Here is a 24,532-nt window from a genome sequence, read left to right as displayed (position 1 = left end):
ACCTCAGCCGTACTGCGCGACAGGAGCACCCAGCGCGTCGAAGATCGGTGTCACGCCCAGACCGGGACGATCTGCTGCGGTCATCCGGCCATTGACACGCTTCGGTGCGCCTTCGGCGATGTCCACGGTACCATAGGAATTGAAATCGGTGGCCGAGAACGTGAACTCGGACGGTGTTGACCGTGCCAGATGGGCGATGGTGGCTGTGGTGATGTCGCCGCCCCATGTGTCCTCGATGGTCATTGGAATACCGTGCGCCACGCACAGATCCCGCATCAGTTTTGCCTTGGTCAAACCTCCTACCTTGGAGATTTTCAGATTGATCACGTCCATGGCGTCATCGGCGATGCCGCGGACCAATGTGTTGGGCGTGTCGATGACCTCATCCATCACGAAGGGCAGCGCGGTGCGGCGGCGGATCGACACGCATTCCTCATAGGTCAAACAGGGTTGTTCCACATAGACATCCAGACCCGAGACCGCGCCCACGACACGGGCGGCCTCGTGCCGGGTCCAGCCGGTGTTGGCATCTGCCACCAGCAGGTCGGTCTTTTTCAGAACTGCGCGGGTGGCATGAATGCGGTCGATGTCGTCATTGGCTTCACCGCCCACCTTGAGTTGGAACTTCGTGTAGCCTTCGGCCGCATAGCCTTCGATCTTTTGCGCCATGATGTCCGGCGCTTCCTGGCTGATCGCGCGATACAGCACCACGTCCTTTTGTGCCGCGCCGCCCAACAGGGTGTAAAGGGGTTGCCCGGTCGTCTTGCCCAGCAGATCCCAGCAGGCGATATCGACAGGCGCCTTGGCATAGGGGTGGCCACGCAGGGCAGCATCCATGGTACGATTGATCTGGCCGATATTCAGCGGATCCTGCCCGATCAGATGTGGCGACAATTCGGCCAGCCCGGCCCTGACGCCAAGGGCGAAGGACGGAAGATAAGCCGATCCCAGCGGGCAGCATTCGGCATACCCCTTCAGACCTTCATCCGTGATGATCTCGAGAACGGTGCTGTCGAAGACTTCGACATAGTTGCCATTGGACCAGCTGTAGCGGCCTTCCTTCAGCGGAAGATCCACCTGATATACGTTCAGTGCGGTGATTTTCATGAGGTGTTCTCCTGATCAGAAGCGTGTGGATGCGTAAGGCTTCATGTCGAGCGCGGGCTTGGCGTTCGTGACCAGATCCGCGACCAGTTCCGCCGTGCCTGCGGATTGCGTCAAGCCCAGATGGCCATGTCCGAAGGCGTAGAACACCTGTGACGCACGGGCCGAGCGGTCGATCACCGGCAAACTGTCGGGAAGCGACGGCCGGAAGCCCATCCATTGCGTGCCGCCTTCCAAATTCAGGCCAGGCATGAAGCGACCGGCCTTTGCCAGCAACGTGTCGGCGCGTTTGTAATTGGGTGGCAGTTCCAGCCCGCCCAACTCGACCGCGCCTCCGATGCGCACGCCGCCGTTGATCCGAGTCACCACGAACCCATGTCCCCCGAATGTCAGATGGGTGCGCAGGTCAAAGGCCCCTTCGGGCAGGGTGGTGTTGTATCCGCGCTCGGTTTCCAGAGGGATGCGATCACCCAAGGTTTTCGCGAGTTGGTGAGACCAGGCCCCGGCGGCCACGATCACCTGTCTTGCTTCAATTTCACCGATCGAAGTCGTCAGGCGAACGGCTGAATCCATCGGTGTGAGCGCGTTGATTGCCGCGATTTCAACCTGACCGCCGCGGGCGGTGAACCGGGTGGCCAAATGTCTTGCCCAGCTGGCCGGATCGACCGTGTTCATCCAGGTGGGCGTAAAACCCGCATGGGTAAATCGTCGGTCAAGCCCGGGCTGGATGTCCGCAATCGCGTCGGGGCTGTCCAGCAGATCAAAGGGGATGCCGTGATCCTTGCGCATATCCCATGTGGGCAGACTGGCGCGGAATTCGCCTTCACTTTCGAACAACTGCAACTGGCCTTCGCGTTGCATCAGCGCTTCGCCGTCGACATCCGCGATCTGGCGTTCCAGCGCCGCGCGGCTGTGATCCATCAAAGCAGCCTGTGCAGACAAGGCCGCAGCATAGCGATCTTGCCAACTGGCCCGCCAGAACCGCAGCATCCACGGTGCGATGTTCAAAGCGTAAGAGGGGGGGATTGAAAGCGGACCCAATGGATCAAACAGCCATTTCGGAGCTTTGCGCATGATCCCGGGGGTGGCCAACGGCACGATATCGGTAAAGGCAAAAGCTCCGGCATTCCCTTTCGAGGCACCGGCTCCTACGCCTTCGCGATCCAGCACCAGAACCTGTTTGCCGCGCTTTTGCAATTCCAGTGCCGTGCTGATCCCAATGATACCGGCACCGATCACAACAATATCCGTCGGGTTGTCTTGCAGCATGGCCAGATCTTTTCAAACTGTGGTTCGGTACCGGGGGCCGGATTGCGCCAGTCCCCGATGGTTTTGTCAAAGAAGGATCCCGCCGCGGAACGGATCGTTTTGCGCGAAAATCAATGTGCCCTCGGCCATGATATGCGCCTGCCCGGTCAGGGTTGGAATGACGCCGCCATTGGGGCCGGGCTGATAGCTCAGCCGGTAGGAACTGCCGATCACGCTTTCCTGCACGATCTCAACCCCCGGAGCCAGAACCCCATCCGCCGCCAGACAGGCCAGACGCGCCGAACTGCCTGTCCCGCACGGGGATCGGTCATATTGATCGTCCGGGCACAGGACGAAATTCCGGCTGTGAACGTCTTTGTCCGGGGATTTGCCCTGCAAGATCACGTGGTCCACCGGTTCCCCGTTTTCACCACGCACATTCTGGTCGGTGCAGGCTTTGCGAATTGCAATGGTCAGATCGGTGAGGGCACGGATGTTGCCGGGCGTCACGTCCATCGGACTGGGATCGACAATGAAGAACCAGTTACCACCATAGGCCAGATCACCGGTCACTTTTCCATGGCCTTCGACCTCAACCGACACCGAAGCCCTGACCCGGCGGCTTTCGATATTGGTGACGCGCACCGTATTGGCGTCCAACAGCTCAACCGAGATGACGCCGGCCGGCGTTTCGACCCCGTGCGTTCCCGGACCGATCTGGCCCAGATGCGCCAGAGTGACCCCAAGGCCGATGGTGCCGTGACCGCACATGCCCAGAACGGCGTCGGCATCGAAATAGATCACGCCGGTTTCGCAGCCAGACGTTTCCGGGGCGACCAGAAGCGCCCCGACCATGCCGGGTTGGCCGCGCGGCTCCAGAAGGACCGATTTGTAGAAAGCCTTGTGCTCGGTGGCCAGACGTTGTGCGCGCTCGGCCAGCGGGCCCGACCCCAGATCGGGGCCGCCGTTCAGGATGACCCGCGTGGGCATGCCTCCGGTATGGCTGTCGATCACATGCATTCAGCGATGACTCCGCCCTGGCTGGACCAGTCGGCAAACCATGTGCGGAACAGTCTGTATTGCTGTTCGCAATAGTTGCGCTGGGCATCCGTCAGTTCGTCGGTTTCGTTGAAGTGCAAGCGGTATTCCTCTTCACCGTTCAGGACCAGAAGGTGCTTGTAATACAGCACCAGATCGGTGCCTTCGTCAAAGCTGGCCAGCACGCCAAAGGCTTCTTCAAGCTCGCGCGCGCGCAGGCGCGCTTCGGCGTGGCCCGCCGCCGCTTTCTGGCACAGGGCGGCCAGCAGCAGTGCCTCTTTGGGCAAGGCAGTACCAATACCGGTAATCGATCCGGTAGCGCCGCAGTTGACGAAGCCATGGTAAACCTCGGTATCCACACCAACCATCAGTGTCACCTGATCATCTTTCGAGGTGATGTGTTCCGCGGCGTAGCGCAGGTCGCTTTTGCCGCCGAATTCCTTGAACCCAACCAGGTTCGGATGATCTGCACGCAATTCCAGGAACAAATCGGCGCGGGTGGCGAAGCCGTAAACGGGGCTGTTGTAAATGATGGCCGGGATATCCGGCGCGGCTGACAGGATTGCCTTGAAGTGGTTGCGCTGTGCCGGGATGGACGATCCGCGCGACAGCACACGTGGGATGACCATAAGCCCTGCCGCTCCGACCTTTTGCGCATGTGCAGCCAGCGCCACGGCAGATTTCGAGTTTATCGCACCGGTGCCGACGACGACGGGCAGGCCTGCCTCGATCAGGCGTTCGACACCTTGCATGCGTTCGGCATCCGACAGCAACGGCCAGTCGCCCATCGAACCGCAATACACCACGGCCGACATGCCTGCCTGGATCATTTCCTTGCCCTTTTTGACCAGAGCATCGAAATCCGGTGTCCGGTCGGTTTTGCAGGGGGTCATCAGGGCTGGCATGGTGCCGGTGAAGATATTCTTGGACATGAAGGTGATCTTCCTCGTTGTTTCAGGGGGCCGGTGCACTCAGCGCACGTTGGCCAGGAATTTACGGGTGTTTTCGGATTGCGCATCACCGAATATCTGCCCGGGCGGGCCGATCTCTTCCATCATGCCCTGATGGAAATAAGCAACCCGGTCCGACACATCGCGTGCGAAACCCATCTCGTGCGTGACACAAATCATGGTCATCCCTTCTTCGGCCAAAAGGCGCATCGTGTCGAGAACCTCGCCCACCAGTTCGGGGTCCAGCGCTGACGTCGCCTCATCAAACAGCATGTATTCCGGTTCCATCGCCAGCGCGCGGGCGATGGCCAGACGCTGTTGCTGGCCACCCGAAAGGGCCGAGGGGTAGACGCCCAGCTTTTCGCCCAGGCCAACATGGGTCAGTTGGCGGGCGGCGATATCGCGGGCTTCTGATTTTGACAGTCCCTTGACGATCTTGGGGGCGAGTGCGACGTTTTCCAGCGCTGTCAGATGGGGAAAGCTGTTCCATTGCTGAAATACCATCCCCAGCTTCGTGCGCAGCTTGTTGATGTCGGTGCCTTTGGCATGAACATCGGTGCCATCGACCCTGACCGAGCCTTGCTGGATCGGCTCCAGCCCGTTGATGCAATACAGCAGGGTCGATTTGCCGGAGCCCGATGCGCCGATCACCGACAGGACTTCTCCTTTCTGCACATCCAGATTGATGCCTTTCAGCACATGCAGCGCGCCGAAATACTTGTGCAGGTCGCGAATTTCGATCATTGGGCCCACCTTTTTTCAAGAGACGCGGAATAGCGCGAAATCGGATAGCTGAGCGCGAAATAGAACGCGCCCGCGATTGTCAGGATCAGGAAAGGTTCCTGCGTGCGGGTGATCAGGATCTGGCTGGCCTTGAGCAGTTCGACATAGCCCAGCACCGAAACCAACGCGCTGTCCTTCATCACTCCCAGTGCGACACCGACCCAGGCGGGGAACACCGCGCGTCCGCCGATTGGGAAGACGACATAGCGCAGGTCCTGCCAATAGGTCATGCCCAGGCTGCGTGCCGCACGGCGCATCGGCGCGCCGACGGCCTCGATCCCGCCGCGCGCGACATTCGCAACCAAAGCGGCCGTGTAGATCGACAGGATCACCATGCCCGAGGCGAACGGGTCCAGATTGAGCCCGACAATGGGCGCAAAGTTGTAGAACAGCACCAGTTGGATGATCAGCGGGACGGACCGGAAAACATCCAGAAACGGGGCCACTGTCAGGGCGGCGGCCAGCTTGCCCTCGTACAGGATCCACCCGCATACCACGCCAAGAAGTGTTCCGATGGATATCGACAGAACCGAAATCCAGAGTGTCCGCAGGGCCGCTTCGCCCAGAAACCACAGATCATTGATGGTGAAGCCGCTGAAAAAGCTGACAGTGGGTTCCATCCGAGCGTCCTTCAGTAGCGAAAGAGCCGGGTCGCCAGCAGGCGTGAGGCTCCGAGAATGATTTTGACGATCACGTAGTAGATGACCGCTGTGACGGCGAAATATTCAAAGATGCGGAAGGTGCGCGAGGCAAAGAACTGCGTTTCACCTGACAGTTCCCGGAAGCCGACCAGCATGCCCAGCGAGGACATGAGCACGGCCCAGACCATCTGATTGGTGATCGGGTGATAGACGATACGAAACACCTGCGGGATCACCACGCGTGTGTAAGCCTGCCACGCGGTCATGCCCAGGGAACGAGAGGCCCGCAACTGCGTCTCGGGGACGGCCTGAAAACCTCCGCGAAAGTTTTCGGCCAGATAACCGGCGCAATTGAAGGTCAAACCCACCAGCACGATGAAGTAAGGCGACAGGTGCAGGCCGAACGCGCCAAGCCCGAAGCCGAAAAAGAACAGCTGAAACAGGGCGGGCGTGTTTCGGGCCAGTTCAACCCAGGCTGAGGCGAACCAGTACAGCGGCCCCTTCAGGTGCAGCCGCGTCAGCGCAAGACACAGGCCGATGATGATGCCCAGGATCATCGCCAGAACCGCGACTTGCAAGGTCAGCAGTGATGCCTCAAGCAAGTCCGGCAGGCTTTTCATGACCGGTCGCCAGTGGAAGTTGTAATCGAACACAGGTTTTTTCCGAATTGACCGGCTCTTTCGCCAGGCCGAAACCCGACGAAAGAGCACTGGGGGGTGAAATCAGTACATCACGCCGGGGATGCGCAGCTCGGGTGCTTCGCCTCCGACATATTTGCCCCACAGTTCCTGATACCGGCCCGAACGCACCTGATGCGTGACAAACAGGTTCAGGAAGTTCAGCCAGGTGACGTCCTGTCTTTTGCCCACGACCGAGGTGTAGTCGGTGGTCCAGGGCATACGCGGACCGGCCAGCACGGTTTCATATTGCTGGGTGATCGGCAGAACGGCGGTGTTGGTGGTGATGCCGATATCGGCCTTGCCCTGCGCGACCGCCAGAAACACCTCGTTTTCCGACTGATAGCCCTGATAATTGCTTTCCTCACCCCATTCGGCGGCAATCTTCAGCCATTCCTGTTCCGGCACGGTGCCAATCGCGGCGGCGACGCGTTTGCCGCGGATGTCTTCGAAGGTTTCGATCCCGCTGTCCGCGTTCACGACGCCCTGCGCATAGTAGATCGCATAAGGAATGGTAAAGCCCACGGTCCGCGCCCGTTCAAGGCTGTCCGAGGTCGCGCCGAACACGACATCTGCGCGCCCGGTTACGATGACCGGCAGGCGCTCGGCCCAGGTCAACGGCAGGATTTCCGCCTCAACTTCAAGCGCCGCAGCCAGATCATTGCAGTATTCCACGTCAAATCCCGCCGGTTCGTTGTTGGCGTCGCGATACCCGATCGGCGGAAAGTCCAGAACAACGCCACAGCGAAGAGTGCCGCGATCCACGACATCGTCGAGCGTGTCCGCCATCGCAGGACCTGTTGTGAACGTGGTGAGGGCCGCCAAAGCGACGAGTTTCTTGAGCATGTGATCCTCCCTGAATCAAAAGATGTGGCCACGAGTAACGGATATTGGATACAACATCCACATAAATTTGTCATCGGCAACCGACACGCGCCCGTATCCGGCTTCCGGATGGATCAAATGTTCAAGAAACGCCCTTCGCTGATTGATCGTCTTGGGGGTGGGGGCAGGCCGATCATCAAAACGTAGGGGAAACGCTTTTTGCGCAACATCCCAAGAAGAACCGGTCATTCTGACCCGGTCCGCGTGGTGCAGCCTGCACCGGGCCGGGATGGACCAAGACAACACCAACACGTTCTGGAACCGTCCGTCTGAAGACTGGGTGCCCGAGGTTTACGGAACCGACCCGCACAAATCCGGCCAGGTGCCACTATTCGCTGTCAGACAACGCGCAGGGTTGTTTTGCCCTTTCACACTCCTTCCAATGGCGTTCAGTCTGTTCTGATGACGCCGGTTTCCACCCACGTGTCAAATCGTGACAGAACAGCCTGACAGAAAGCCGCGTCGTTGATGTGAACATCCAGCTCGGTCATCGGCACCCGGCCGGGCATGACCTTGCGCGCCTCGTCCACCATTTCGGCCAGAGCCTCTGGATCATGCGCCTCTTCGCCTTCTCTGTCCCAGGCTTCGACACCCTGAACGGGCAAAAAGAAATGCACGGGCCCGGTTGCGGCTTCCAGACGGTTGGCGAGTTCCCGAATCCACGCGCGCCGTTCAGCCCCGTTGAAGACCGAGCTTTTGATCAGGCGGTTATGTTCGTGGAACGGGCGATCGGCATATTGCTCGGGGATGTCCTGCCAACCCGCGAAATCCAATAGATCCAGCGCACCGGGGGCCACCATCTGGGGCGTTCCAACGCGCCCGGCATTGGTGACCCGGTCATCGCCGCTGGACACAACAGAGCCCGCCATCAGGTTGCCGAATTCCTGCATGCTGAAGTCCATCACGCAGGCAAACGCGCCTTCGCCTGCCAGTTTTTCATAGGCCATGCCGCCCATGCCGGTAGAGTGGAACACGGCCACTTCAAAGCCGCGGTCTTCCAGTGCCGGTTTCAGAATTTTCATGTAACGCAGGCAGGACGAACCAAGGCTGGTCATCCCGATCAGAGGTTTGCTGCGATCGGGGGCGGTCGCTGCCCTGGCTGCGCCCACGACGGCCCCGGCAGCCTGGCTGAGCGACGATTTGCAGATCGAATTCATGCCATACAGGCCGCCGGCCCAGAGGATCATCTGAACATCCGGCGCCAACCGGTGCGGAGGGATCAGAGGCGAGAAGCTGACCGTTGACACGATGTATTTGGGAACGCCCATCGGTAGCGCCTGCGCACAATCCAGCGCAAGGTCCGTGCCCATGGTCCCGCCCGTGGCCAGCATCCCGTCAAACCGACCTTCTGAATAAGCCTTTGCAACGGTTTTTGCGGCACCTGCCGACATTATGCGAAAGGCCTTGTTCTCGTCTCCTTGCGCGATGACTTCTTCAATGGTCATGCCACCGGCTGCGGCCACGGCGTGCTTTGAGATATCAGTTGGATCGGACGCATCACCCAGAACCGAGACATCCATGGTCAGGACGTCAGCGCCCTGCGCTCTGACTGCCTTTTCGATGAACCGCATTTCGGGCTCTTTGGTGTCATAAGTACCAATCAGCAGGATTGTCTTTTTAGCCATTGGTGCCTCCTGTCTAAGTGTGCTGTTGAAGGTATTGGGACATCAACCCTCGGGCGGTTTCAATGAACCGCACATTGCGTATGTCCGATCCATCTTCGTTCAGGCGGGATGCAACCCATCCCACATAGGTTGCCGCGCGCAGTGCCATGAACAGGTCGAGTTGGTGGGTACAGATCGGTCGTTCCGATCGATACCCGGCCAGCAAAGCATCGCGCAGCCGGTTGAAATCCGGTTCGTGCAGGTTCTTGAGAAGTGTTGTTGCGATATCAAACAGGCGAAAACCGAACCCGGCATCGTCGAAGTCGATCAGCCACAGTTTGTCACCATCAACCATGACGTTTTCGCGGACAAGATCGGCGTGGATCAGCCCGTAATCCAACTGATTTTCGACGCGCCGAAGGTCACGATCTGCGATATCCCGGAACGCCAGGAAAAGAGCCCGGTCCGTTTTTCCAAGCGTTGGGTTTTCCCAGAAACGCCCCCAGAGAGGGGTGTCTCCAAGCAGCCCGCCCCGGTCCCATGACCAACGCGTGAAGTCGTGCGGACGAGTCCATTGGTCACTGATGTCATGCAGTCGCGCCATTTCCCGGCCAATTGTGTGGAAGACGCCGGTCCTGTCGCGCTGCTCCAAGGCTGATCCGGTCGCACCCAACGGCCGGCCCGGCAACCAGTTGAGCATGTCGACCTGAATGCCGTCCACCAGATGCAGATAGCGTCCATCTGCGGCCGGGACAGGCGTTGGAACCCGGACCCCGTTTTTGCCGAGAACGGCCATCCATTGTAGCTCTGAACGGAGTTCGGCATCGGTTCGCAAGCCTTTGCGATGCAGTCGCAGAGCATAGGCGGTCTGGCCGGCCTGAACGCGATAGACGCGGTTTTCCCGAGCAGCCACAAGAGACCATTCGCTATCGACCAGTTCCCAAAGGGTCAGCGCCTGTTCCACGATCTGCTTCATGCGACCAGTGGCGTTTCCGCCAACACGTCGTCCAGCGTGTCGAAAAGAAGATCCGCGTTTTCGACAGAGAATGGCATGGGAGGGCGAATTTTCAGAGTATTCTTATGGCGTCCAAGCTTGGAGTGAATGATCCCGCGCTGGCGCATGGTGTTGATGATACGGTCGGTGAATTCACTGGCGGGTTCCTTGCTGTCGCGATCAAGGACCATTTCGGCCCCGAATATCAGCCCCGAGCCGCGTATGTCTCCGATGACGTCATATTTTTCTTTCAAAAGGTTCAGCCGTTTTCGCGCGTGATCACCAACGGATCTGGCATGTGCGACCAGGCTCTGGTCTTCGATCTCGTCCAAAACCGCCATCGCGGCAGCACAGGAAACAGGGTTTCCGCCAAACGTGTTGAAGTACCGATATCCTTTGCGGAATGCCGAAATGATCTCGGAACCTGTGACCACGCCGCCCACCGGATGGCCGTTGGCCATGGGTTTGCCCAAGGTCATGACATCCGGCACAACGCCCAACTTCTGATGCGCCCACATGTGGGTGCCGGTTCGGCCAAAGCCTGATTGCACCTCGTCGCAGATCAACAGGCCCCCGGCTTGGCGGACGACCTTGGCCGTGGGTGCCAGCCAACCGTCCGGATTGTCGGGAAACCCCTCGTTCAGAAAATAAGGGCAGAGGATCAATGCGGCAAAACCGGTGCCGGCCTTTTCGTGTTCCGCAATCTGTTCCGCCACCGCATCGGCGAATTTTGACCCGTCCGGGTCGGGATCGCGATAGCTGTCGGGCGCGCTGACAAAGCGGAAATACTGGCTCAGCCCGAAGCCGACTGTCGGGATGTTCGATCTGCTCAACTGGCTGACCAGCGCGGTATTTCCATGATAGGTGGCGTCAGTGGCAATGATCCCTCGTTTTCCGGTCATCGCCTCGGCCATTCGCAAAGCAATGTCATTTGCCTCGGAACCGGTACAGGTGAGGATGGCCGTATCCAGCGCTGCATCCATCGTCCCGGTCAGTTTTTCCACATAGTCCAGAATCCCGTCGTGCAGATACCGGGTGTGCGTGTTGAGCGTGCGCGCCTGACGGCAGATCGCCTCGACCACGCGCGGGTTGCAATGCCCTACATGTGGCACGTTGTTGTAGCAGTCCAGATACTTGCGCCCGTCTGCATCCCACAGCCAGACGCCTTCACCTTTCACGAAATGAACCGGCTCGTCGTAGAACGTCGACACGTTAGGGCCCAATAGCTTGGCCCGGCGTTCAATGAGTTCCACTGATTTCGCTGGAAGAGTCATGAGGGCGGCCTTTTCTCAGAGTTTTATCCATGCGGTTTTCAGATCGAAGTATTTCTCGATCGCGTGCAGCGATTTGTCGTGCCCGTTGCCGGATTGGCGAACCCCGCCCAGCGGAACGGTCAGGTCGGCACCGCCATATGTATTGACATGCACAACGCCGGCGCGAATACCGGCGACCATGCGATGCGCGCGGCTGAGGTTCGAGGTCCAGACACCACCGGCCAGCCCATAAACGGTGGCGTTGGCAAGGCGCAGCGCTTCGTCTTCGTCGGCAAAGGGCGTGACGGCCAGAACAGGGCCAAAGACCTCATTCTGGAACAGTGTATCGGTCTCTTTCACGTTGGCCATCACAGTGGGCGCCATGTAATAGCCTCCGGTCTTGGTCAGTATGCGGTTTCCGCCGGTCCGGCGCTCGGCGCCTTCGGCCTCGGCCTTGGTGACGAAATCCAGATTGGCCTGAAGCTCTGACAGGCTGTGGACCGCACCGATCTGGCTGTTCAGATCCAGCGGGTCGCCGACGCAAAAGCCTTCAGCATGGCGGCTGATCTCGGCGACGAAGTCCTCGTAGATCTCTTGCTGGACCAACAGGCGCGATCCGGCGACGCAGACCTGACCAGAGTTGCGGAAGATGCCCGCCGCCGAAACCTTGGCCGCTTCGGTCAGATCAGGGGCGTCGGCAAAAACGATGTTCGGGGATTTGCCGCCCAGTTCAAGATAGCAGCGTTTCAGGTTCGACCGCGCGGAATACTCCAGCAGCCGCCGCCCGGTTGTGCCCGACCCGGTAAACACCATGATGTCGACATCCATCGACAGGGCCAGCGCCTCACCCACGACCGAGCCACGCCCGGTCACGACGTTGAACACCCCATCGGGCACTCCGGCTTCTGCGGCAAGCTCGGCAATCTTGAGCAGGCTGAGTGAGGCGCTTTCGGCAGGTTTCAGCACGACGGAATTGCCTGCGGCCAGTGCCGGTGCAATTTTCCAGCTGCCGATCATCAGTGGAAAGTTCCAGGGCACGATGGCCCCGACAACCCCGACCGGAGCGTGATGCACAAGACCCAGAAAGTCACTGCTTGTCGGGGCGATCTGCCCGTAGATCTTGTCGATCGCCTCGGCATAATACCGGAAAGTGGCCGCCGCCGAGAGCGCCTCGGCCTTGTAGGCCATGGTGATTTCGGTTCCGTTGTCGCGCACGCCCAGCACGGCCAGTTCAAGCGCGCGGGCTTCGATCAGATCAGCCAGCTTCAACAGCACTTTCTTACGGCCGGCAGGGGCCATGCGCGACCATCGCCCGTCCTCGAACGCGAGGCGCGCCGCACGAACGGCCGTGTCGACATCGGCCGGTGTGCCTTCGGCGATCAGCGCCAGAGGTTGGCCGTTGATCGGAGACAGAACCTGATGCCGGGCCCCGGTTTCGCCATCCTGAACGCGGCCGTTTATGAAATGCCCGCGCGGAGCAATGTCCTGCGCACGCAGCGCATCAATCGAGGATTGGTCCATGGGGGTTATCCTTGCTGAGTTGTGTCTTCGTCGAGAACCGGCTGCGGTGTGATGCGTTCCTTGTGTTCCTTGATCAGCGAGCGAACGTGGAGCAAAATGATCCCAAGGATCATGATGAATAGTATTGCGGCAATCGGCCGGTCGATGAAATCAAGTGGCGTCTTCACCCGCGCCATGGCGCTGCGCAGTTTGACTTCCATGATCCCGCCCAGAACCATGCCCAGAATGATCGGAACTATGGGCAGGTTCAGGCGCTTCAGGATCAGCCCGAACACACCGAACCCGGCGGCAATGGCACAGTCCGTGACTGAGTTGCGCAGGCTGAATACCCCGACAAAGGACAGCGTCAGGATCATGATCCCCAGAAAGCGCGTCGGGATCTGAATGATTTTCAGCAACAGGTTGGTCGAGAACAACAGAAAGACCAGAACGATCACATTGAGCAGGATCAGCGACATGTACAGGGCCATGACAAAATCCATCTGGTCGGCGAAAAGCTGCGGCCCGGGGATCACGTTGTGAACATAGAAGACGGACAGCATCATCGCGGTCAGCGCCTCGCCCGGAATACCTAGCGCCAGCAGCGGAATCATCGCAGCCCCGGGAACGGCATTGTTGGCCGCCTCGGACGCCACCAGACCTTCGGGTGATCCATCGCCGAACTTGTCGGGGTCTTCAGAGGTTTTCTGGGCGTATGTGTATGACAGGAACTGTGATGTGAATTCGCCTGTGCCCGGTACCATGCCCATGAGCACACCCAGCGATGACGACACCGTTGCGATGCGTTTCAGGCCCAGCAGCTCTTTGAGGCCCGCGAAGATGCTGCCGCGCACATGGGCTTCGCCCGGCGCGTGTTCCTTGTCGACCAGCAACAGCAGCGCCTGACTGATGGCGAACAGCCCCAGAACCACCACGATCAGATCGATACCTGACGAAAGCCAGGTTTGGTCAAAGGTGAAACGTTTGGTGTATTTGACGGGTTCCAGACCAACGGTGCTGAGGAAGATGCCAAAGAACGCCAGCATCGCGGCCGAAAAGGTCTGTCCGCGATGGGCCAGGATCACCAGAAGGATGCCCATGAGTGCGGCCAGAAATATCTCGCGGCTGCCGAAATGCGGGGCAACCCAGGCCAACACGGGTGACAGGATGATCAGACAGAGAATCGAGAAGATGCCGCCGAAAAACGACGCCGAATAGGCCAGCGACAGGGCCCGGTGGCCCTCGCCGCGCTTGGTCATGGGATAGCCGTCATAGGTGGTCAGTGCGTTGACGGCTGTGCCGGGCGTGTTGATCAGGATGGCGGGGATTGCGCCGCCATACATGGACGACCCGTAGATGCCCAACAGAAGGGTCAGGCCGACGATGGGCTCGAACGCGAAGGTGGCGGGCAACAGGATGGCAATTGCCACAGCAGCGCCGACGCCGGGCAACGCACCGATGATGACTCCGCCCACCGATCCGATGATCAGTGCGACGACGACCTGCCACTGCGCCAGAATTGCAAAGCCGGAAATCAGATTGTCCATCTTGGCCTCACAGGTAGGTCAGCGCAAAGGCGCGCAGCCCGTCGGGCAGGTATTCGTATATCCGACCGGCCGGAATGTTCACCTGAAGCAACGCGCGGAAAACGACGGCCACGACCGCGCCGAAGGCAAGTGCAACGCAAAAAGCCCCAGGCAATCGAAATCCCAATCGTATCGTCAGTAGGGCTGCAAAAAGCATGGTGGAGGGCAGATACCCAAGCCACGGAACCGCCACGACATAGATCAGGAAGTAGGCAACATATTCGATGGACATCAACCAGAACGTCACCTCTCGCAAACGTCCGGGAATGCGTGGGGACAGGAAAGAGCTCAGCAAGTGGAGGCCGCTGAACAAAACCATGCCCCAGATCGCAATCTTGGGCCAAAGGGCGGGCTGGGCAAACCACTTGGTTCGTTTGACGATCTGAGTCTCAGTGCCGATCTGGCTGAGGAGGAACAGGGAGAAACCGAAGAAAAGGAAGGCAAAGACAATATCGCCCGGACGTCGATACCGTCGGAACATGTCTTGCAGCGTCTTTGCGATCATTTTGGCCTCCTGTTTGAATGAAAAAGGCCCGGGGTTGTTTGGCCTTGCCGGGCCTCTTTCGGATTATTCGCCCAGAATCTCTTCGATCTTGGCGAAAGAGGCTTTGTCCTGCTCGATCTGAGCTTTGGACGCGTCCGGGTCCTGCCAGTAGATCAGGGCGCCGGTTTCCTCAGCCAGCTTCTTGGCTTTGTCCGAGGACAACGCTTTCTGTGCGGCGGCCGTGATCTTTTCACGCGCGTCGGCGGGCGTGTCCTTGTGCACAAACAGCCCGTTCCAAAGGGCCAATGGAAGGTCCGGATTGAGTTCCACGATCGTCGGCGTATCCGGAACCAGTGAAATCCGCTCGCCGCCGATGCTGGCAAGGACGTTCACCTGATCAAGGCAGGGAAGGATAAGCTGTAGCGTCGTATTGATGACATCCACGTCGCCTGAGGCCAGCGTGTTGCAATCCAGTGCGTCGAAGGCCGCTTCGCTGGCAAAGTCGAACCCGCTGCTGACCGCAGCTGCAAAGGTGACCTGTGTGGGGGGCAGAACCGATCCGAAATGGCCAAGCGCAACGTCGTTTTCCTTGCCGTGTTCGGCCAGTTCTTCCCAGCTTGAAAACGGCGCGTCTTTGCTGGCCGCGATGACGAAGGGATAAGTCAGGAAGATGCCAATTGGATCAAAAGGATTCGGGTTGAGTTCGGGAATTCCGATTTCGGGGCCGATGACAGGTACGCCGATGACGAATGAGCCGATGGTGTAGCCATCCGCAGGGGCGGTTGCCACCTCGACCGCGCCGGGGAATGGGCCGCCTCCGCCGCCGGGTTTGTTCACGACAGCGGCAGGCACACCGTACATGGCCTGGAATTCGTCGGCGATCATCCGGGTAAGGACATCTTCCAGATCACCCGGAGGCCAGGGGACGACAAAACTTACCGGCTTTTCAGGGTACTCTGCCAGTGCGGCAGTGGCCGAAGCCGCAAAAGCGGCGGCTGTTAGAAATTTCTTCATTGACACCTCCCGTTCGTGGTTCAATATTTGAACCTCGTTAACAATAATAATGTTGCTTTGTTAAGTTAGTTCTGTCAAGTATTACCTGAGCAAGAGGACCACACGCACATGGGTACAGCCCTTAACGCCCTAAAAATGCTGGACTACTTTTCCAATGCCCGCCCTGAGATCGGGCTGAGTCACCTGGCGCGGTTGTCCGGGCTGAACAAAGCAACGGCGTTGCGGCACCTGCGCGCGCTTGAGGAGTTCGGGTTGATCGAACAGAACCCGATGACGAAATCCTATGCGATCGGGCCGGCGGCTTTGCGTTTGGCCGCGCTGCGAGAGATCGCCAGACCCGGCATTGAGGACGCGCGTCAAAAAATGCAGGCCGCTATGCAGGTGGTCGGTGAATCCCTGCATCTGTCCGTGCTGGAGAAAACGGGGTTGCAGACGGCGCTTGTGGTGGAAACAACGCAGCACAGTGTTCGTGTCAGTCTTGATCCCAGCGAGATGCTTCCGCTCAATGCGACGGCTTCCGGTCTGTGCATGCTCAGTTTCGGGCCGGCTCACCTTTTGGAGCAGTTGGATCAGGACGTGCAGGCACGGTTTACACAAGCCACGCTTACTGATCCGAAGCTCATCAAGGAACGGGTCGCAAAGATCAGAGTTTCAGGCTGGGCCGACAGCCGTGGCAGTTACGAAGATGGCGTTTTTGGATATGCCGCGCCGATCTTCGGCATCGATCAAATCGCGTTGGGAACCATCGCGATAGCTGTCCCGGAAACCCGAGCAACCAGCGACCGCCTTCCGGCAATACTGTCAACTTTGCATTCACTTTCGGCTGATCTGACTGCCGGTTTTGGCGGCCAGTTGCCCGACTCCTTTCCAACCGGATTCCACCCGTGACCCGGGGTGGATTCAACATTCGGAGACCCGCGACATGAAAGACTCCAACTTTCTGAAGGAAAACAACGCCCGGTACTTCTGGCACCCGATGGCGCATCCCGCCGACAGCCGGAAGAACCCGCCGACCATTCTCAGCGGTGGTGAGGGGGTCAACATCACTGATGTCGATGGTCACACGGCGCTGGACGCCGTAGGGGGGTTGTGGAACGTCAATCTGGGCTATTCCTGTGAACCGGTGAAACAGGCCATAGCGGATCAACTGAATGCGCTGCCCTATTACTCGACCTTTCGCGGCACCAGCAACGACAAGGCGATCGAGCTGTCCTATGAGCTGGCCCAGTTCTTCGAGGCCGACGGGCTGACCCGTTCATTCTTTACGTCGGGGGGGTCGGATTCGGTCGAAATAGCTCTGAAACTTGCGCGTCAATTTCACAAGGTCCGGGGTGAAGCAGGGCGCACCAAGTTCATCAGCCTGAAGCAGGGTTATCACGGCACCCATTTTGCTGCCGCCTCTGTCAACGGCAACCAGAAATTCCGCGCGGTGTATGAGCCGATGATGCCCGGCTGTTTCCACGTGCCCGCACCGTGGACTTATCGCAACCCGTTTGACGAAACCGACCCCGAGCGTCTGGCGCAGCTTTGCGTCAAGGCGCTTGAGGCCGAGATCGCGTTTCAGGGTGCAAACACTGTGGCGGCCTTCATCATGGAGCCGGTGCTGGGGGCCGGGGGTGTGATCCCGCCACACAAGAGCTTCATGCCCATGGTGCGCGAGGTCTGTTCCAGGCACGGCATCCTGCTGATCTCGGACGAGATCATCACCGCTTTTGGTCGCACCGGCAGCGAGAGCGGTACGCGGCACTGGGGCGTCCAGCCGGATATCATGACGACGGCCAAGGCGATCACCAACGGGTATTTCCCTTTTGGCGCGGCCATGATTTCCGGTGCGGTCGCAGAGGTTTTTGAAAGTGACACCACGGGTCTGGCATCCGTCGATCAGGGGTATACCTATTCCGGCCATCCGGTCGGGGCGGCCGCAGCTTTGGCCGCCCTGTCCGAGATCAACCGCCTGCGGATCTGGGAAAACGCTGCTGCGCGTGGGGACGAGTTGTTTGCCGGCTTGCAAAAGCTGGCCGACAAGCACGACGCGATCGGGGACGTGCGGGGCGGCGAGGGGCTGATGTGTGCATTGGAACTGGTTTCGGACCGGGAGACCAAGGCGCCGGTCGCAAAACACCTGCCGCTTCAGGTTCAGAAAGCCGCATACGAAGATGGCGTGATGGTGCGTGTGTCTGGCAACAACATCATTCTGTCGCCGCCGCTGATCGTCACTTCGGAAGATGTGGCAAAAATTCTGTCGGCGCTGGATACCGGTCTTGCCACTTTGTAGGCGGCCAACCGACCCCGTCGGAACCTGGCGGGGTCAGACTTTGATGGCTTGCAGCTCCTCTAGCAGGTCCAGCAGCTGATCCAGTTTCTCCTTGCCCATCTGCGCTTCGATATTGCTGGAGATGGCGAGTGATGTAGCCAGGTTTTCCCTGAGGATGGTGCGGCCTGCTTCGGTGATCTTGACCATGGTGCGGCGCTTGTCGTCACTATCCTGACGGCGGGTGATCTGGCCGTCGGCCTCCATCGTGCGCAAAATGCGGGTCACGCTGGGCAGCAGCAGGCATGCCTCGTGCGCGATGGTGCTTTGCTCCACTTCGCCCAGCTCGTCCAGAACACGCAGGATGCGCCATTTCTGCTCGGTCAGCTGGATCCCTTGCAGCATGTCCCGGATCGGAGCCATGACGGTTTCGCGGGCTCGTAGCAGCGCGATCGGAAGGGACCGGGCGGTGCTTTTGGAATGGCTGTGAGTGTTCATGCGGCCTTCTAGAACGCCGTTCCGGGAATTGCAAAGATTAACAAAGCAATCTCTTGACAGGGGGCGCATTAAAAACTAAACATGTTAACTAATAAAGGAGAGATCATGCCTCACTTCCACGTCGAATATTCCGGAAATCTGGAAGAAACGATCGACATGGGTGGCCTGTGCGAGTGCATTCGGGCAACGGCGGCCGGGATCGAGACCTTTCCGATGCCCGGCATTCGTGTGCGGGCGACGCGGGTCGATCATTACGCCATAGCGGACGGCAACCCGGCGCATGGGTTCATTGATATCTCGATCCGCCTGCGGGCAGGCCGATCCGCGGATGTCAAACAAGACGCCACCCAGCGCATATTCGAGGCGGTCAAAGCATATCTGGCGCCGGTTTTTTCACGGCATTCCATCGCGCTCTCGCTTGAGATGCGTGACATCGACCCCAAGCTGTCGCCCAAGGCCGGTACGATCCGCGACCACCTGTCGGCGACCACGCAGGAGACCTGACGCATGAGCGCACTGGACACAAACATCGAAAAGCTGAACGGCTTTCTGGACCGGTTCCGGGAAACGGGCATCCGCAACCGTATCGCGGGTGAAGACCGGGACGGATCTGCCGGGGTGTTTCAGTCGGTCTCGCCCGTCGATAAATCCGTGATCTGTGATGTTGCCCATGGCACGGCAGTTGACATCGACGCGGCGGCCCAGGCCGCCCACGCAGCCTTTGCCGAATGGCGAGACATGCCCGCCACCCAACGCCGTCGCATCTTGTTGAATGTGGCTGATGCCATAGAAGCGCGCGCCGAGGAAATAGCGCTGTGCGAGTGCTGGGACACGGGGCAGACCCTGCGTTTCATGTCAAAGGCAGCTTTGCGCGGGGCAGAGAACTTCCGGTATTTCGCGGATCAGGTGATACAGGCGCGGGATGGGCAGCACCTGAAGTCTCCGACGCTGATGAATGTGACGACCCGTGTGCCGATTGGCCCGGTCGGCGTGATCACCCCATGGAACACGCCGTTCATGCTGTCGACCTGGAAGATCGCGCCGGCCCTGGCTGCGGGTTGCACGGTGGTTCACAAACCCGCCGAGGATTCCCCTCTGACGGCCCGCCTTCTGGTGGAAATCGCCGAACAGGCAGGGCTGCCCAAAGGTGTGCTGAACACGGTCAACGGATTTGGCCCCGACGCTGGCAAGGCTTTGTGCGAGCATGCGCTGATCAAGGCCATTGCCTTTGTGGGCGAAAGCCGTACCGGCAGTCTGATCGTCAAGCAAGGCGCAGATACCCACAAGCGCAACCATCTGGAACTGGGTGGAAAAAACCCGGTTGTCGTGTTTGACGATGCGGATCTGGACCGCGCGTTGGATGCCGTGATCTTCATGATCTATTCGATCAATGGCGAGCGCTGCACCTCGTCTTCGCGGCTTTTGGTGCAGGACACGATCAAGGAAGACTTCGAAGCCAGACTGATTGAACGCGTCAACAACATCAAGGTAGGTCACCCCTTGGACCCCGAGACCGAGATCGGGCCGTTGGTGACCGAAGAACACTACACCAAGGTCACGAGCTATTTCGACATCGCCAAGGAAGATGGCGCAACTGTCGCCGCTGGTGGTGTCAAGGTGGGGGATGTGGGCTATTTCGTCCGGCCGACCCTGTTCACCAATGCCACCAACCAGATGCGCATCGCCCGGGAAGAGATATTTGGCCCTGTCCTGACCTCTATCCCGTTCTCGACCGAGGATGAGGCGCTGGAGATCGCCAACGACACGCCCTATGGCCTGACCGGTTATGTCTGGACCAATGATCTGACCCGCGCGCTTCGGTTTACAGACAGGCTGGAGGCTGGAATGATCTGGGTGAATTCCGAGAACGTGCGTCACTTGCCAACGCCGTTCGGTGGGGTCAAGGCGTCCGGCATCGGCCGGGATGGCGGCGACTGGAGCTTTGAATTCTATATGGAACAGAAACACATCGGCTTTGCCACCGGTCAGCACAAGATCATGCAGTTGGGTAAGTAGATCCCATAGGCCGACCCCGGCTGGGGCAAGCCCATTTCACGAGGAGGAATTGCCATGGGAAAGATAGTACAGGCCGCAAAGATTACGCATGTGCCCAGCATCTGGATGTCCCACACGATGCCAAAATACAAGGGCATCCGGCAATCCGCCATTGATGGGTACGGGCGCCTGCGTCAGGACGCGATTGACCGCGGGGTCGAGACGTTCATCGTGTTCGACACCCATTGGATCACCAATCAAGGGTTTCACCTGAACACGAAGGAACATCACAAGGGCCGGTTCATCAGTCACGAACTGCCGCATATGTTGGCGGATATGGAGTTCGACTATCGCGGCGATCATGAACTTGGGGAAACCATCCTTGACGTTCTGCGCGAGCGGGGAGAGCGGGCGCTGGGCCATTCGCACCCCGACATGGGCATGGAATACGGCACCCTGCTGCCGATGCATTTCATCAACGACGGTGTGAATGCCCGGGTATTGCCGGTGGCAGTCAATCAATTCTCGTCGATTGCGGAAAACCGGGCCTGGGGCGAGGCCATTGCCGAAGGCATCCGACGTTCGGACCGCAATGTATCCATTCTGGCGTCCGGCTCGCTCAGCCACGACTTCACACCGAATGAACGCTCGGTCGACGGGCTGAACGCCGTGAACGGCGAGTTCAACCGCCAGATGGACATGCGCGTTCTGGAGCTGTGGCAGCAGGGCCGATTTGAAGAGTTTCTTGAGATGCTGCCGGACTATGCAAAGAAATGCACTGGCGAATGCGCCATGAATGACACTGCCTTGCTGTTTGGTGCATTGGGTTGGGGAAGTTACAAGGGCGAGATTGACATCTATACCCCGTATTTCGGCAGCTCTGGCACCGGTCAGGCAAATGTCAGCTTTTCGGTGTGACGCACGCAACGGAACAAAAGGATTTGGCGGTGATCCCGTCACAAAGGAAAATCAGTAGATGAACTGGGACACGTTTTCGTATTGGGGTCAGCACATCTCGAAATGGGCGGCGGATTATCACAAGACACTTGCTGAACTTCCCGTGCGGGCGCAGACCGCGCCGGGGGAAATCGCGGCCCAGCTTGTGCCGGTGCCACCTGAGACAGGCGAGCCGATGGACGCCATCATGGCCGATTTCGAACGGATCGTGATGCCGGGCATCACACATTGGCAGCATCCACGCTTTTTCGCCTATTTCCCGGCCAATGCCGCGCCCCCGTCCATGTTGGCCGAGATGCTTGTGACGACAATCGCGGCCCAATGCATGTTGTGGCAGACCTCGCCTGCCGCGACCGAGGTCGAGGGCGTCATGGTCGACTGGCTGCGGCAGGCTCTTGGATTGCCCGAGGGCATGACCGGCGTCATTCAGGACAGCGCCTCTTCAGCGACTTTATCAGCGGTGCTGACCATGCGGGAACGGGCCACCGGCTTTACCGGCAACCGTGAAGGCCTGAACGCCAAGGGGGCATTGCGGATCTATTGTTCGGACCAGGTGCATTCGTCGATCGACCGGGCCTGCTGGGTTGCCGGGATCGGTCAGGACAATCTGGTCAAGTTGCCCACGCAGGGGCCGAATTTCGGGATTGTTCCCTCGGCGCTCGAGGCCGCCATTCAGAATGACATTGCCGCCGGGCATATTCCGGCCGGGATCGTTGCCATTACCGGCGGCACAGGAGTGGGGGCCTGCGACGACCTTATGGCCGTGGCTGACATTGCGCAAAAACACGACCTCTACACCCATCTCGACGCCGCCTGGGCAGGATCGGCCATGATCTGCCCGGAATTTCGCAAGGCTTTGTGGCAGGGGGCCGGTCGCTATGACAGCATTGTCTTCAACCCGCATAAATGGATGGGCGCGCAATTCGATTGTGCCATCCAGTTCCTGAAGGACGCCACGCCCCAGCTTGATACGCTGAAAATCGAACCGGAATACCTCAAGACGACCGGTGCGGAAGTGACGAATTACTCTGAGTGGACCATCCCTCTGGGCCGCAGGTTCCGGGCGTTGAAAATCTGGTTCCTGTTGCGTTCCTACGGGTTGGAGGGATTGCGCGAACGGATCCGCAACCATGTGGCATGGGCCGGCGAACTGGCGGAAATGATTTGTGCGATCGAGGGGTTCGAGATCACAACCGGCCCAATCCTCAGCCTGTTTTCCTTCCGCTGTCCCGGGGACGATGCACAGCAGCAGCGTCTGGTGGACGCGCTGAATGACGATGGCCGGATTTACCTGACGCAGGGCATGTTCGACGGCCGCAAGATCATCCGCTTTCAGGTCGGGCAGTTCGATACCACCCGCGACGACGTGTTGATGGCTGCGGACGTGATCCGGGACGTGTGGGAGGCCATGAAATGAAGTTTGCAACTTTCGTTTCGGACGAAGAACGTTTCTTCGGGGCAATCACCGACGGTGGTGCAATTGCTTTGAATCCGGAATTCCCCGAACACGACAGCCTTTATGAGGTGATCGCGGCCGGTGCATTTGATCAACTGGCGGAAGCCGCCGAGGGCAAACCGGTCACCCATTCCGAGTTTACCTATGACATGGTGATGCCGGATGCCCGACGTATCCTTTGTGTCGGGGTGAACTTTCCCGACCGGAACGCGGAATACAAGGATGGCAGCGCGCAGCCGAAATACATGTCTCTGTTCCCGCGTTTCGCCAGTGGATTTACCGGCCATGACCGGCCTTTGATCCGCCCGCCGGAAAACCACACGCTGGATTACGAAGGCGAAGTGGCCATCGTGATTGGCAAGGCTGGCCGCCGCATTCCGCAGCAGGACGCGTATGATCACATCGCCGCGCTGACGCTGTGCAATGAAGGAACCATTCGCGACTGGGTTCGGCACGCCAAGTTCAATGTCACCCAAGGCAAGAACTGGGACCGCTCTGGGGCCATCGGCCCGTGGCTGGTTCCCTTCACGGATGCGGCCCAGTTGGATGACGCTCGTATTCAGACACATGTGAATGGCGAGCTGCGGCAGGATGATACGCTGAACCGCATGATGTTTCCGATCCGGCGCGAGATTGAATACATCTCGACTTTCATGACGCTTCAGCCCGGCGATATCATTGTGACCGGTACACCGACCGGGGCGGGCGCGCGGTTCGATCCGCCAAAGTACCTGGTGCCGGGCGACGTGGTCGAAGTTTCCGTCGAAGGTATCGGGACCCTGCGCAATACCATCGAGGACGAGCAAGCATGACGCCCGAAGATCACGCGCGCGCCGCTGCGGATCTGTTGCAGGCTGAAAGCTCTCGCGAACAGATCGGATTGCTGACCCTGCGCCATCCCGAGATGGGCATGGATGATGCCTATGAAGTACAGAACGCCATCTGTCGCCAGAAACTGGCCGAAGGGCGCAAGGTGATTGGGTGGAAGATCGGACTGACTTCGAAGGCCATGCAATACGCGTTGAACATCGACATTCCCGACAGTGGAATTCTGTTCGACGACATGATGTTTGAACACGGAGCCACCGTTCCGGCCGGGCGATTCATCCAGCCCCGGATCGAGGCCGAAATTGCCTTTGTCATGAAGTCTGCCATAGGCGGGGAAAACGTGTCCCGCGAAGATATCATCGCGGCGACGGAATGCGTCGCGCCGTCCATCGAGATTCTGGATACCCGGATTGAACGCGTGGATCCCGAAACCGGCAAGGCGCGCACGGTCTTTGACACGATCAGTGACAATGCCGCCAATGCCGGTATCGTTTTGGGCAACGACCGCCACAGGGTGGATGCCTTTGATCTGCGCTGGGTCGGGGCATTCACCTTCCGCAATGGCGAGATCGAGGAAACCGGTCTGGGCGCGGGGGTGCTGAACGATCCGGTCGAAAGCGTCGTCTGGCTGGCGCGTCGCATGGCGCAATACGGCCAGAGCATCGAACCCGGACAGGTCATTCTATCCGGCAGCTTTATCCGCCCGGTCGAATGCCCCTCGGGAACGGAAATCCAAGCGGATTTCGGGCCGTTCGGCTCGGTCGATATCCGTTTCGCCTGAAAGGA

At 59.2% G+C, this 24,532-nt stretch carries 25 protein-coding genes; 8 read left to right on the top strand and 17 right to left on the bottom strand.

The window, feature by feature from the left end; genetic code table 11:
* Positions 1 to 3 precede the first annotated feature (3 nt).
* The 16 genes from NOR97_RS19640 to NOR97_RS19565 all read right to left on the bottom strand — a co-directional run bounded on the left by NOR97_RS19640 (position 4) and on the right by NOR97_RS19565 (position 15,761).
* Entirely contained in the window at positions 4 to 1,107 is a 1,104-nt protein-coding gene (locus NOR97_RS19640; protein ID WP_257601158.1) for a cis-3-hydroxy-L-proline dehydratase, read from the bottom strand.
* Between the two features lie 15 nt (positions 1,108 to 1,122).
* On the bottom strand, positions 1,123 to 2,373 hold the full coding sequence (locus tag NOR97_RS19635) for an FAD-binding oxidoreductase (RefSeq protein ID WP_257601157.1): 1,251 nt from the start codon (positions 2,371 to 2,373) through the stop codon (positions 1,123 to 1,125).
* 66 nt (positions 2,374 to 2,439) lie between these two features.
* Entirely contained in the window at positions 2,440 to 3,372 is a 933-nt protein-coding gene (locus NOR97_RS19630; RefSeq protein ID WP_257601156.1) for a proline racemase family protein, read from the bottom strand.
* Positions 3,363 to 4,322, bottom strand: coding sequence for a dihydrodipicolinate synthase family protein (locus NOR97_RS19625; RefSeq protein ID WP_170345154.1), 960 nt, complete (start codon positions 4,320 to 4,322; stop codon positions 3,363 to 3,365). The genes NOR97_RS19630 and NOR97_RS19625 overlap by 10 nt, the downstream gene beginning before the upstream one ends.
* Before the next feature lie 39 nt (positions 4,323 to 4,361).
* Positions 4,362 to 5,084 carry an amino acid ABC transporter ATP-binding protein gene (locus NOR97_RS19620; RefSeq protein ID WP_257601155.1) on the bottom strand — a complete coding sequence of 241 codons (723 nt, stop codon included), beginning with the start codon at positions 5,082 to 5,084 and terminating at the stop codon, positions 4,362 to 4,364.
* The gene (locus NOR97_RS19615) at positions 5,081 to 5,743 is read right to left on the bottom strand and encodes an amino acid ABC transporter permease (protein ID WP_257601154.1); all 663 of its coding nucleotides are present in this window, start codon (positions 5,741 to 5,743) and stop codon (positions 5,081 to 5,083) included. Before NOR97_RS19615 ends, NOR97_RS19620 begins: the two co-directional genes overlap by 4 nt.
* 11 nt (positions 5,744 to 5,754) lie before the next feature.
* A complete protein-coding gene (locus tag NOR97_RS19610) occupies positions 5,755 to 6,417 on the bottom strand; it encodes an amino acid ABC transporter permease (protein ID WP_257601153.1) in 663 nt (220 codons plus the stop codon).
* A 69-nt stretch (positions 6,418 to 6,486) separates the two neighbouring features.
* The gene (locus NOR97_RS19605) at positions 6,487 to 7,287 is read right to left on the bottom strand and encodes a transporter substrate-binding domain-containing protein (protein WP_257601152.1); all 801 of its coding nucleotides are present in this window, start codon (positions 7,285 to 7,287) and stop codon (positions 6,487 to 6,489) included.
* A 15-nt stretch (positions 7,288 to 7,302) separates the two neighbouring features.
* Complete coding sequence (locus NOR97_RS19600) at positions 7,303 to 7,515, bottom strand: hypothetical protein (protein WP_257601151.1); 213 nt, start codon at positions 7,513 to 7,515, stop codon at positions 7,303 to 7,305.
* Between the two features lie 200 nt (positions 7,516 to 7,715).
* On the bottom strand, positions 7,716 to 8,951 hold the full coding sequence (locus NOR97_RS19595; protein WP_257601150.1) for a Tm-1-like ATP-binding domain-containing protein: 1,236 nt from the start codon (positions 8,949 to 8,951) through the stop codon (positions 7,716 to 7,718).
* Positions 8,952 to 8,964: 13 nt separating this feature from the next.
* Positions 8,965 to 9,906, bottom strand: coding sequence for a phosphotransferase enzyme family protein (locus tag NOR97_RS19590; protein ID WP_257601148.1), 942 nt, complete (start codon positions 9,904 to 9,906; stop codon positions 8,965 to 8,967).
* Positions 9,903 to 11,198 (bottom strand): aspartate aminotransferase family protein, encoded by a 1,296-nt coding sequence (locus NOR97_RS19585; protein ID WP_257601147.1) that lies wholly within the window; start codon positions 11,196 to 11,198, stop codon positions 9,903 to 9,905. Before NOR97_RS19585 ends, NOR97_RS19590 begins: the two co-directional genes overlap by 4 nt.
* 15 nt (positions 11,199 to 11,213) lie before the next feature.
* Positions 11,214 to 12,698 (bottom strand): aldehyde dehydrogenase, encoded by a 1,485-nt coding sequence (locus NOR97_RS19580; RefSeq protein ID WP_257601146.1) that lies wholly within the window; start codon positions 12,696 to 12,698, stop codon positions 11,214 to 11,216.
* Positions 12,699 to 12,703: 5 nt separating this feature from the next.
* The gene (locus tag NOR97_RS19575; RefSeq protein ID WP_257601145.1) at positions 12,704 to 14,224 is read right to left on the bottom strand and encodes a tripartite tricarboxylate transporter permease; all 1,521 of its coding nucleotides are present in this window, start codon (positions 14,222 to 14,224) and stop codon (positions 12,704 to 12,706) included.
* A gap of 7 nt (positions 14,225 to 14,231) precedes the next feature.
* Positions 14,232 to 14,768, bottom strand: coding sequence for a tripartite tricarboxylate transporter TctB family protein (locus NOR97_RS19570; RefSeq protein WP_170345165.1), 537 nt, complete (start codon positions 14,766 to 14,768; stop codon positions 14,232 to 14,234).
* A 63-nt stretch (positions 14,769 to 14,831) separates the two neighbouring features.
* The gene (locus NOR97_RS19565) at positions 14,832 to 15,761 is read right to left on the bottom strand and encodes a tripartite tricarboxylate transporter substrate binding protein (protein ID WP_170345166.1); all 930 of its coding nucleotides are present in this window, start codon (positions 15,759 to 15,761) and stop codon (positions 14,832 to 14,834) included.
* 108 nt (positions 15,762 to 15,869) lie between these two features.
* Here NOR97_RS19565 and NOR97_RS19560 point away from each other — a divergent pair, with 108 nt between their 5' ends.
* Both NOR97_RS19560 and NOR97_RS19555 read left to right on the top strand, forming a co-directional pair.
* Positions 15,870 to 16,649, top strand: coding sequence for an IclR family transcriptional regulator (locus NOR97_RS19560; protein WP_257601144.1), 780 nt, complete (start codon positions 15,870 to 15,872; stop codon positions 16,647 to 16,649).
* Positions 16,650 to 16,683: 34 nt separating this feature from the next.
* Positions 16,684 to 18,036 (top strand): aminotransferase class III-fold pyridoxal phosphate-dependent enzyme, encoded by a 1,353-nt coding sequence (locus NOR97_RS19555; RefSeq protein WP_257601143.1) that lies wholly within the window; start codon positions 16,684 to 16,686, stop codon positions 18,034 to 18,036.
* Between the two features lie 33 nt (positions 18,037 to 18,069).
* Here NOR97_RS19555 and hpaR read toward each other — a convergent pair whose 3' ends face one another.
* A complete protein-coding gene (hpaR, locus tag NOR97_RS19550; RefSeq protein WP_257601142.1) occupies positions 18,070 to 18,510 on the bottom strand; it encodes a homoprotocatechuate degradation operon regulator HpaR in 441 nt (146 codons plus the stop codon).
* Between the two features lie 105 nt (positions 18,511 to 18,615).
* Between hpaR and NOR97_RS19545 the strand changes: the two genes are divergently transcribed.
* The 6 genes from NOR97_RS19545 to hpaH are packed head-to-tail and all read left to right on the top strand — an operon-like array spanning position 18,616 to position 24,527.
* Positions 18,616 to 19,014, top strand: coding sequence for a 5-carboxymethyl-2-hydroxymuconate Delta-isomerase (locus NOR97_RS19545; protein WP_257601141.1), 399 nt, complete (start codon positions 18,616 to 18,618; stop codon positions 19,012 to 19,014).
* Positions 19,015 to 19,017: 3 nt separating this feature from the next.
* Positions 19,018 to 20,526, top strand: coding sequence for a 5-carboxymethyl-2-hydroxymuconate semialdehyde dehydrogenase (gene hpaE / locus NOR97_RS19540; protein ID WP_257601140.1), 1,509 nt, complete (start codon positions 19,018 to 19,020; stop codon positions 20,524 to 20,526).
* 54 nt (positions 20,527 to 20,580) lie between these two features.
* Positions 20,581 to 21,423 carry a 3,4-dihydroxyphenylacetate 2,3-dioxygenase gene (gene hpaD / locus NOR97_RS19535; protein ID WP_170345172.1) on the top strand — a complete coding sequence of 281 codons (843 nt, stop codon included), beginning with the start codon at positions 20,581 to 20,583 and terminating at the stop codon, positions 21,421 to 21,423.
* Positions 21,424 to 21,481: 58 nt separating this feature from the next.
* Complete coding sequence (locus tag NOR97_RS19530) at positions 21,482 to 22,879, top strand: pyridoxal-dependent decarboxylase (RefSeq protein WP_257601139.1); 1,398 nt, start codon at positions 21,482 to 21,484, stop codon at positions 22,877 to 22,879.
* Positions 22,876 to 23,730: a fumarylacetoacetate hydrolase family protein gene (locus tag NOR97_RS19525; protein ID WP_257601138.1), complete on the top strand. Its 855-nt coding sequence runs from the start codon at positions 22,876 to 22,878 to the stop codon at positions 23,728 to 23,730. The genes NOR97_RS19530 and NOR97_RS19525 overlap by 4 nt, the downstream gene beginning before the upstream one ends.
* Positions 23,727 to 24,527, top strand: coding sequence for a 2-oxo-hept-4-ene-1,7-dioate hydratase (hpaH, locus tag NOR97_RS19520; RefSeq protein ID WP_257601137.1), 801 nt, complete (start codon positions 23,727 to 23,729; stop codon positions 24,525 to 24,527). Before NOR97_RS19525 ends, hpaH begins: the two co-directional genes overlap by 4 nt.
* The last annotated feature ends 5 nt before the right edge of the window (positions 24,528 to 24,532 follow it).

This window comes from Ruegeria sp. YS9, assembly GCF_024628725.1.
Lineage (GTDB): Bacteria > Pseudomonadota > Alphaproteobacteria > Rhodobacterales > Rhodobacteraceae > Ruegeria > Ruegeria atlantica_C.
The sequence above is the reverse complement of the archived record's forward strand: the minus strand, read 5'-3'. Positions and strand labels throughout refer to the sequence as shown.

Excerpts from the sequence above, each read along its gene's own strand:
- NOR97_RS19560 (WP_257601144.1), top strand. The coding sequence starts at position 15,870 with ATGGGTACAGCCCTTAACGCCCTAAAAATGCTGGACTACTTTTCCAAT.
- hpaH (WP_257601137.1), top strand. The coding sequence starts at position 23,727 with ATGACGCCCGAAGATCACGCGCGCGCCGCTGCGGATCTGTTGCAGGCT.
- NOR97_RS19530 (WP_257601139.1), top strand. The coding sequence starts at position 21,482 with ATGAACTGGGACACGTTTTCGTATTGGGGTCAGCACATCTCGAAATGG.
- NOR97_RS19565 (WP_170345166.1), bottom strand. The coding sequence starts at position 15,761 with ATGAAGAAATTTCTAACAGCCGCCGCTTTTGCGGCTTCGGCCACTGCC.
- NOR97_RS19620 (WP_257601155.1), bottom strand. The coding sequence starts at position 5,084 with ATGATCGAAATTCGCGACCTGCACAAGTATTTCGGCGCGCTGCATGTG.
- NOR97_RS19590 (WP_257601148.1), bottom strand. The coding sequence starts at position 9,906 with ATGAAGCAGATCGTGGAACAGGCGCTGACCCTTTGGGAACTGGTCGAT.
- hpaR (WP_257601142.1), bottom strand. The coding sequence starts at position 18,510 with ATGAACACTCACAGCCATTCCAAAAGCACCGCCCGGTCCCTTCCGATC.
- NOR97_RS19600 (WP_257601151.1), bottom strand. The coding sequence starts at position 7,515 with ATGACCGGTTCTTCTTGGGATGTTGCGCAAAAAGCGTTTCCCCTACGT.
- NOR97_RS19595 (WP_257601150.1), bottom strand. The coding sequence starts at position 8,951 with ATGGCTAAAAAGACAATCCTGCTGATTGGTACTTATGACACCAAAGAG.
- hpaE (WP_257601140.1), top strand. The coding sequence starts at position 19,018 with ATGAGCGCACTGGACACAAACATCGAAAAGCTGAACGGCTTTCTGGAC.
- NOR97_RS19585 (WP_257601147.1), bottom strand. The coding sequence starts at position 11,198 with ATGACTCTTCCAGCGAAATCAGTGGAACTCATTGAACGCCGGGCCAAG.
- NOR97_RS19555 (WP_257601143.1), top strand. The coding sequence starts at position 16,684 with ATGAAAGACTCCAACTTTCTGAAGGAAAACAACGCCCGGTACTTCTGG.
- NOR97_RS19615 (WP_257601154.1), bottom strand. The coding sequence starts at position 5,743 with ATGGAACCCACTGTCAGCTTTTTCAGCGGCTTCACCATCAATGATCTG.
- NOR97_RS19605 (WP_257601152.1), bottom strand. The coding sequence starts at position 7,287 with ATGCTCAAGAAACTCGTCGCTTTGGCGGCCCTCACCACGTTCACAACA.
- NOR97_RS19570 (WP_170345165.1), bottom strand. The coding sequence starts at position 14,768 with ATGATCGCAAAGACGCTGCAAGACATGTTCCGACGGTATCGACGTCCG.
- NOR97_RS19625 (WP_170345154.1), bottom strand. The coding sequence starts at position 4,322 with ATGTCCAAGAATATCTTCACCGGCACCATGCCAGCCCTGATGACCCCC.
- NOR97_RS19525 (WP_257601138.1), top strand. The coding sequence starts at position 22,876 with ATGAAGTTTGCAACTTTCGTTTCGGACGAAGAACGTTTCTTCGGGGCA.
- hpaD (WP_170345172.1), top strand. The coding sequence starts at position 20,581 with ATGGGAAAGATAGTACAGGCCGCAAAGATTACGCATGTGCCCAGCATC.
- NOR97_RS19575 (WP_257601145.1), bottom strand. The coding sequence starts at position 14,224 with ATGGACAATCTGATTTCCGGCTTTGCAATTCTGGCGCAGTGGCAGGTC.
- NOR97_RS19580 (WP_257601146.1), bottom strand. The coding sequence starts at position 12,698 with ATGGACCAATCCTCGATTGATGCGCTGCGTGCGCAGGACATTGCTCCG.
- NOR97_RS19640 (WP_257601158.1), bottom strand. The coding sequence starts at position 1,107 with ATGAAAATCACCGCACTGAACGTATATCAGGTGGATCTTCCGCTGAAG.
- NOR97_RS19630 (WP_257601156.1), bottom strand. The coding sequence starts at position 3,372 with ATGCATGTGATCGACAGCCATACCGGAGGCATGCCCACGCGGGTCATC.
- NOR97_RS19635 (WP_257601157.1), bottom strand. The coding sequence starts at position 2,373 with ATGCTGCAAGACAACCCGACGGATATTGTTGTGATCGGTGCCGGTATC.
- NOR97_RS19545 (WP_257601141.1), top strand. The coding sequence starts at position 18,616 with ATGCCTCACTTCCACGTCGAATATTCCGGAAATCTGGAAGAAACGATC.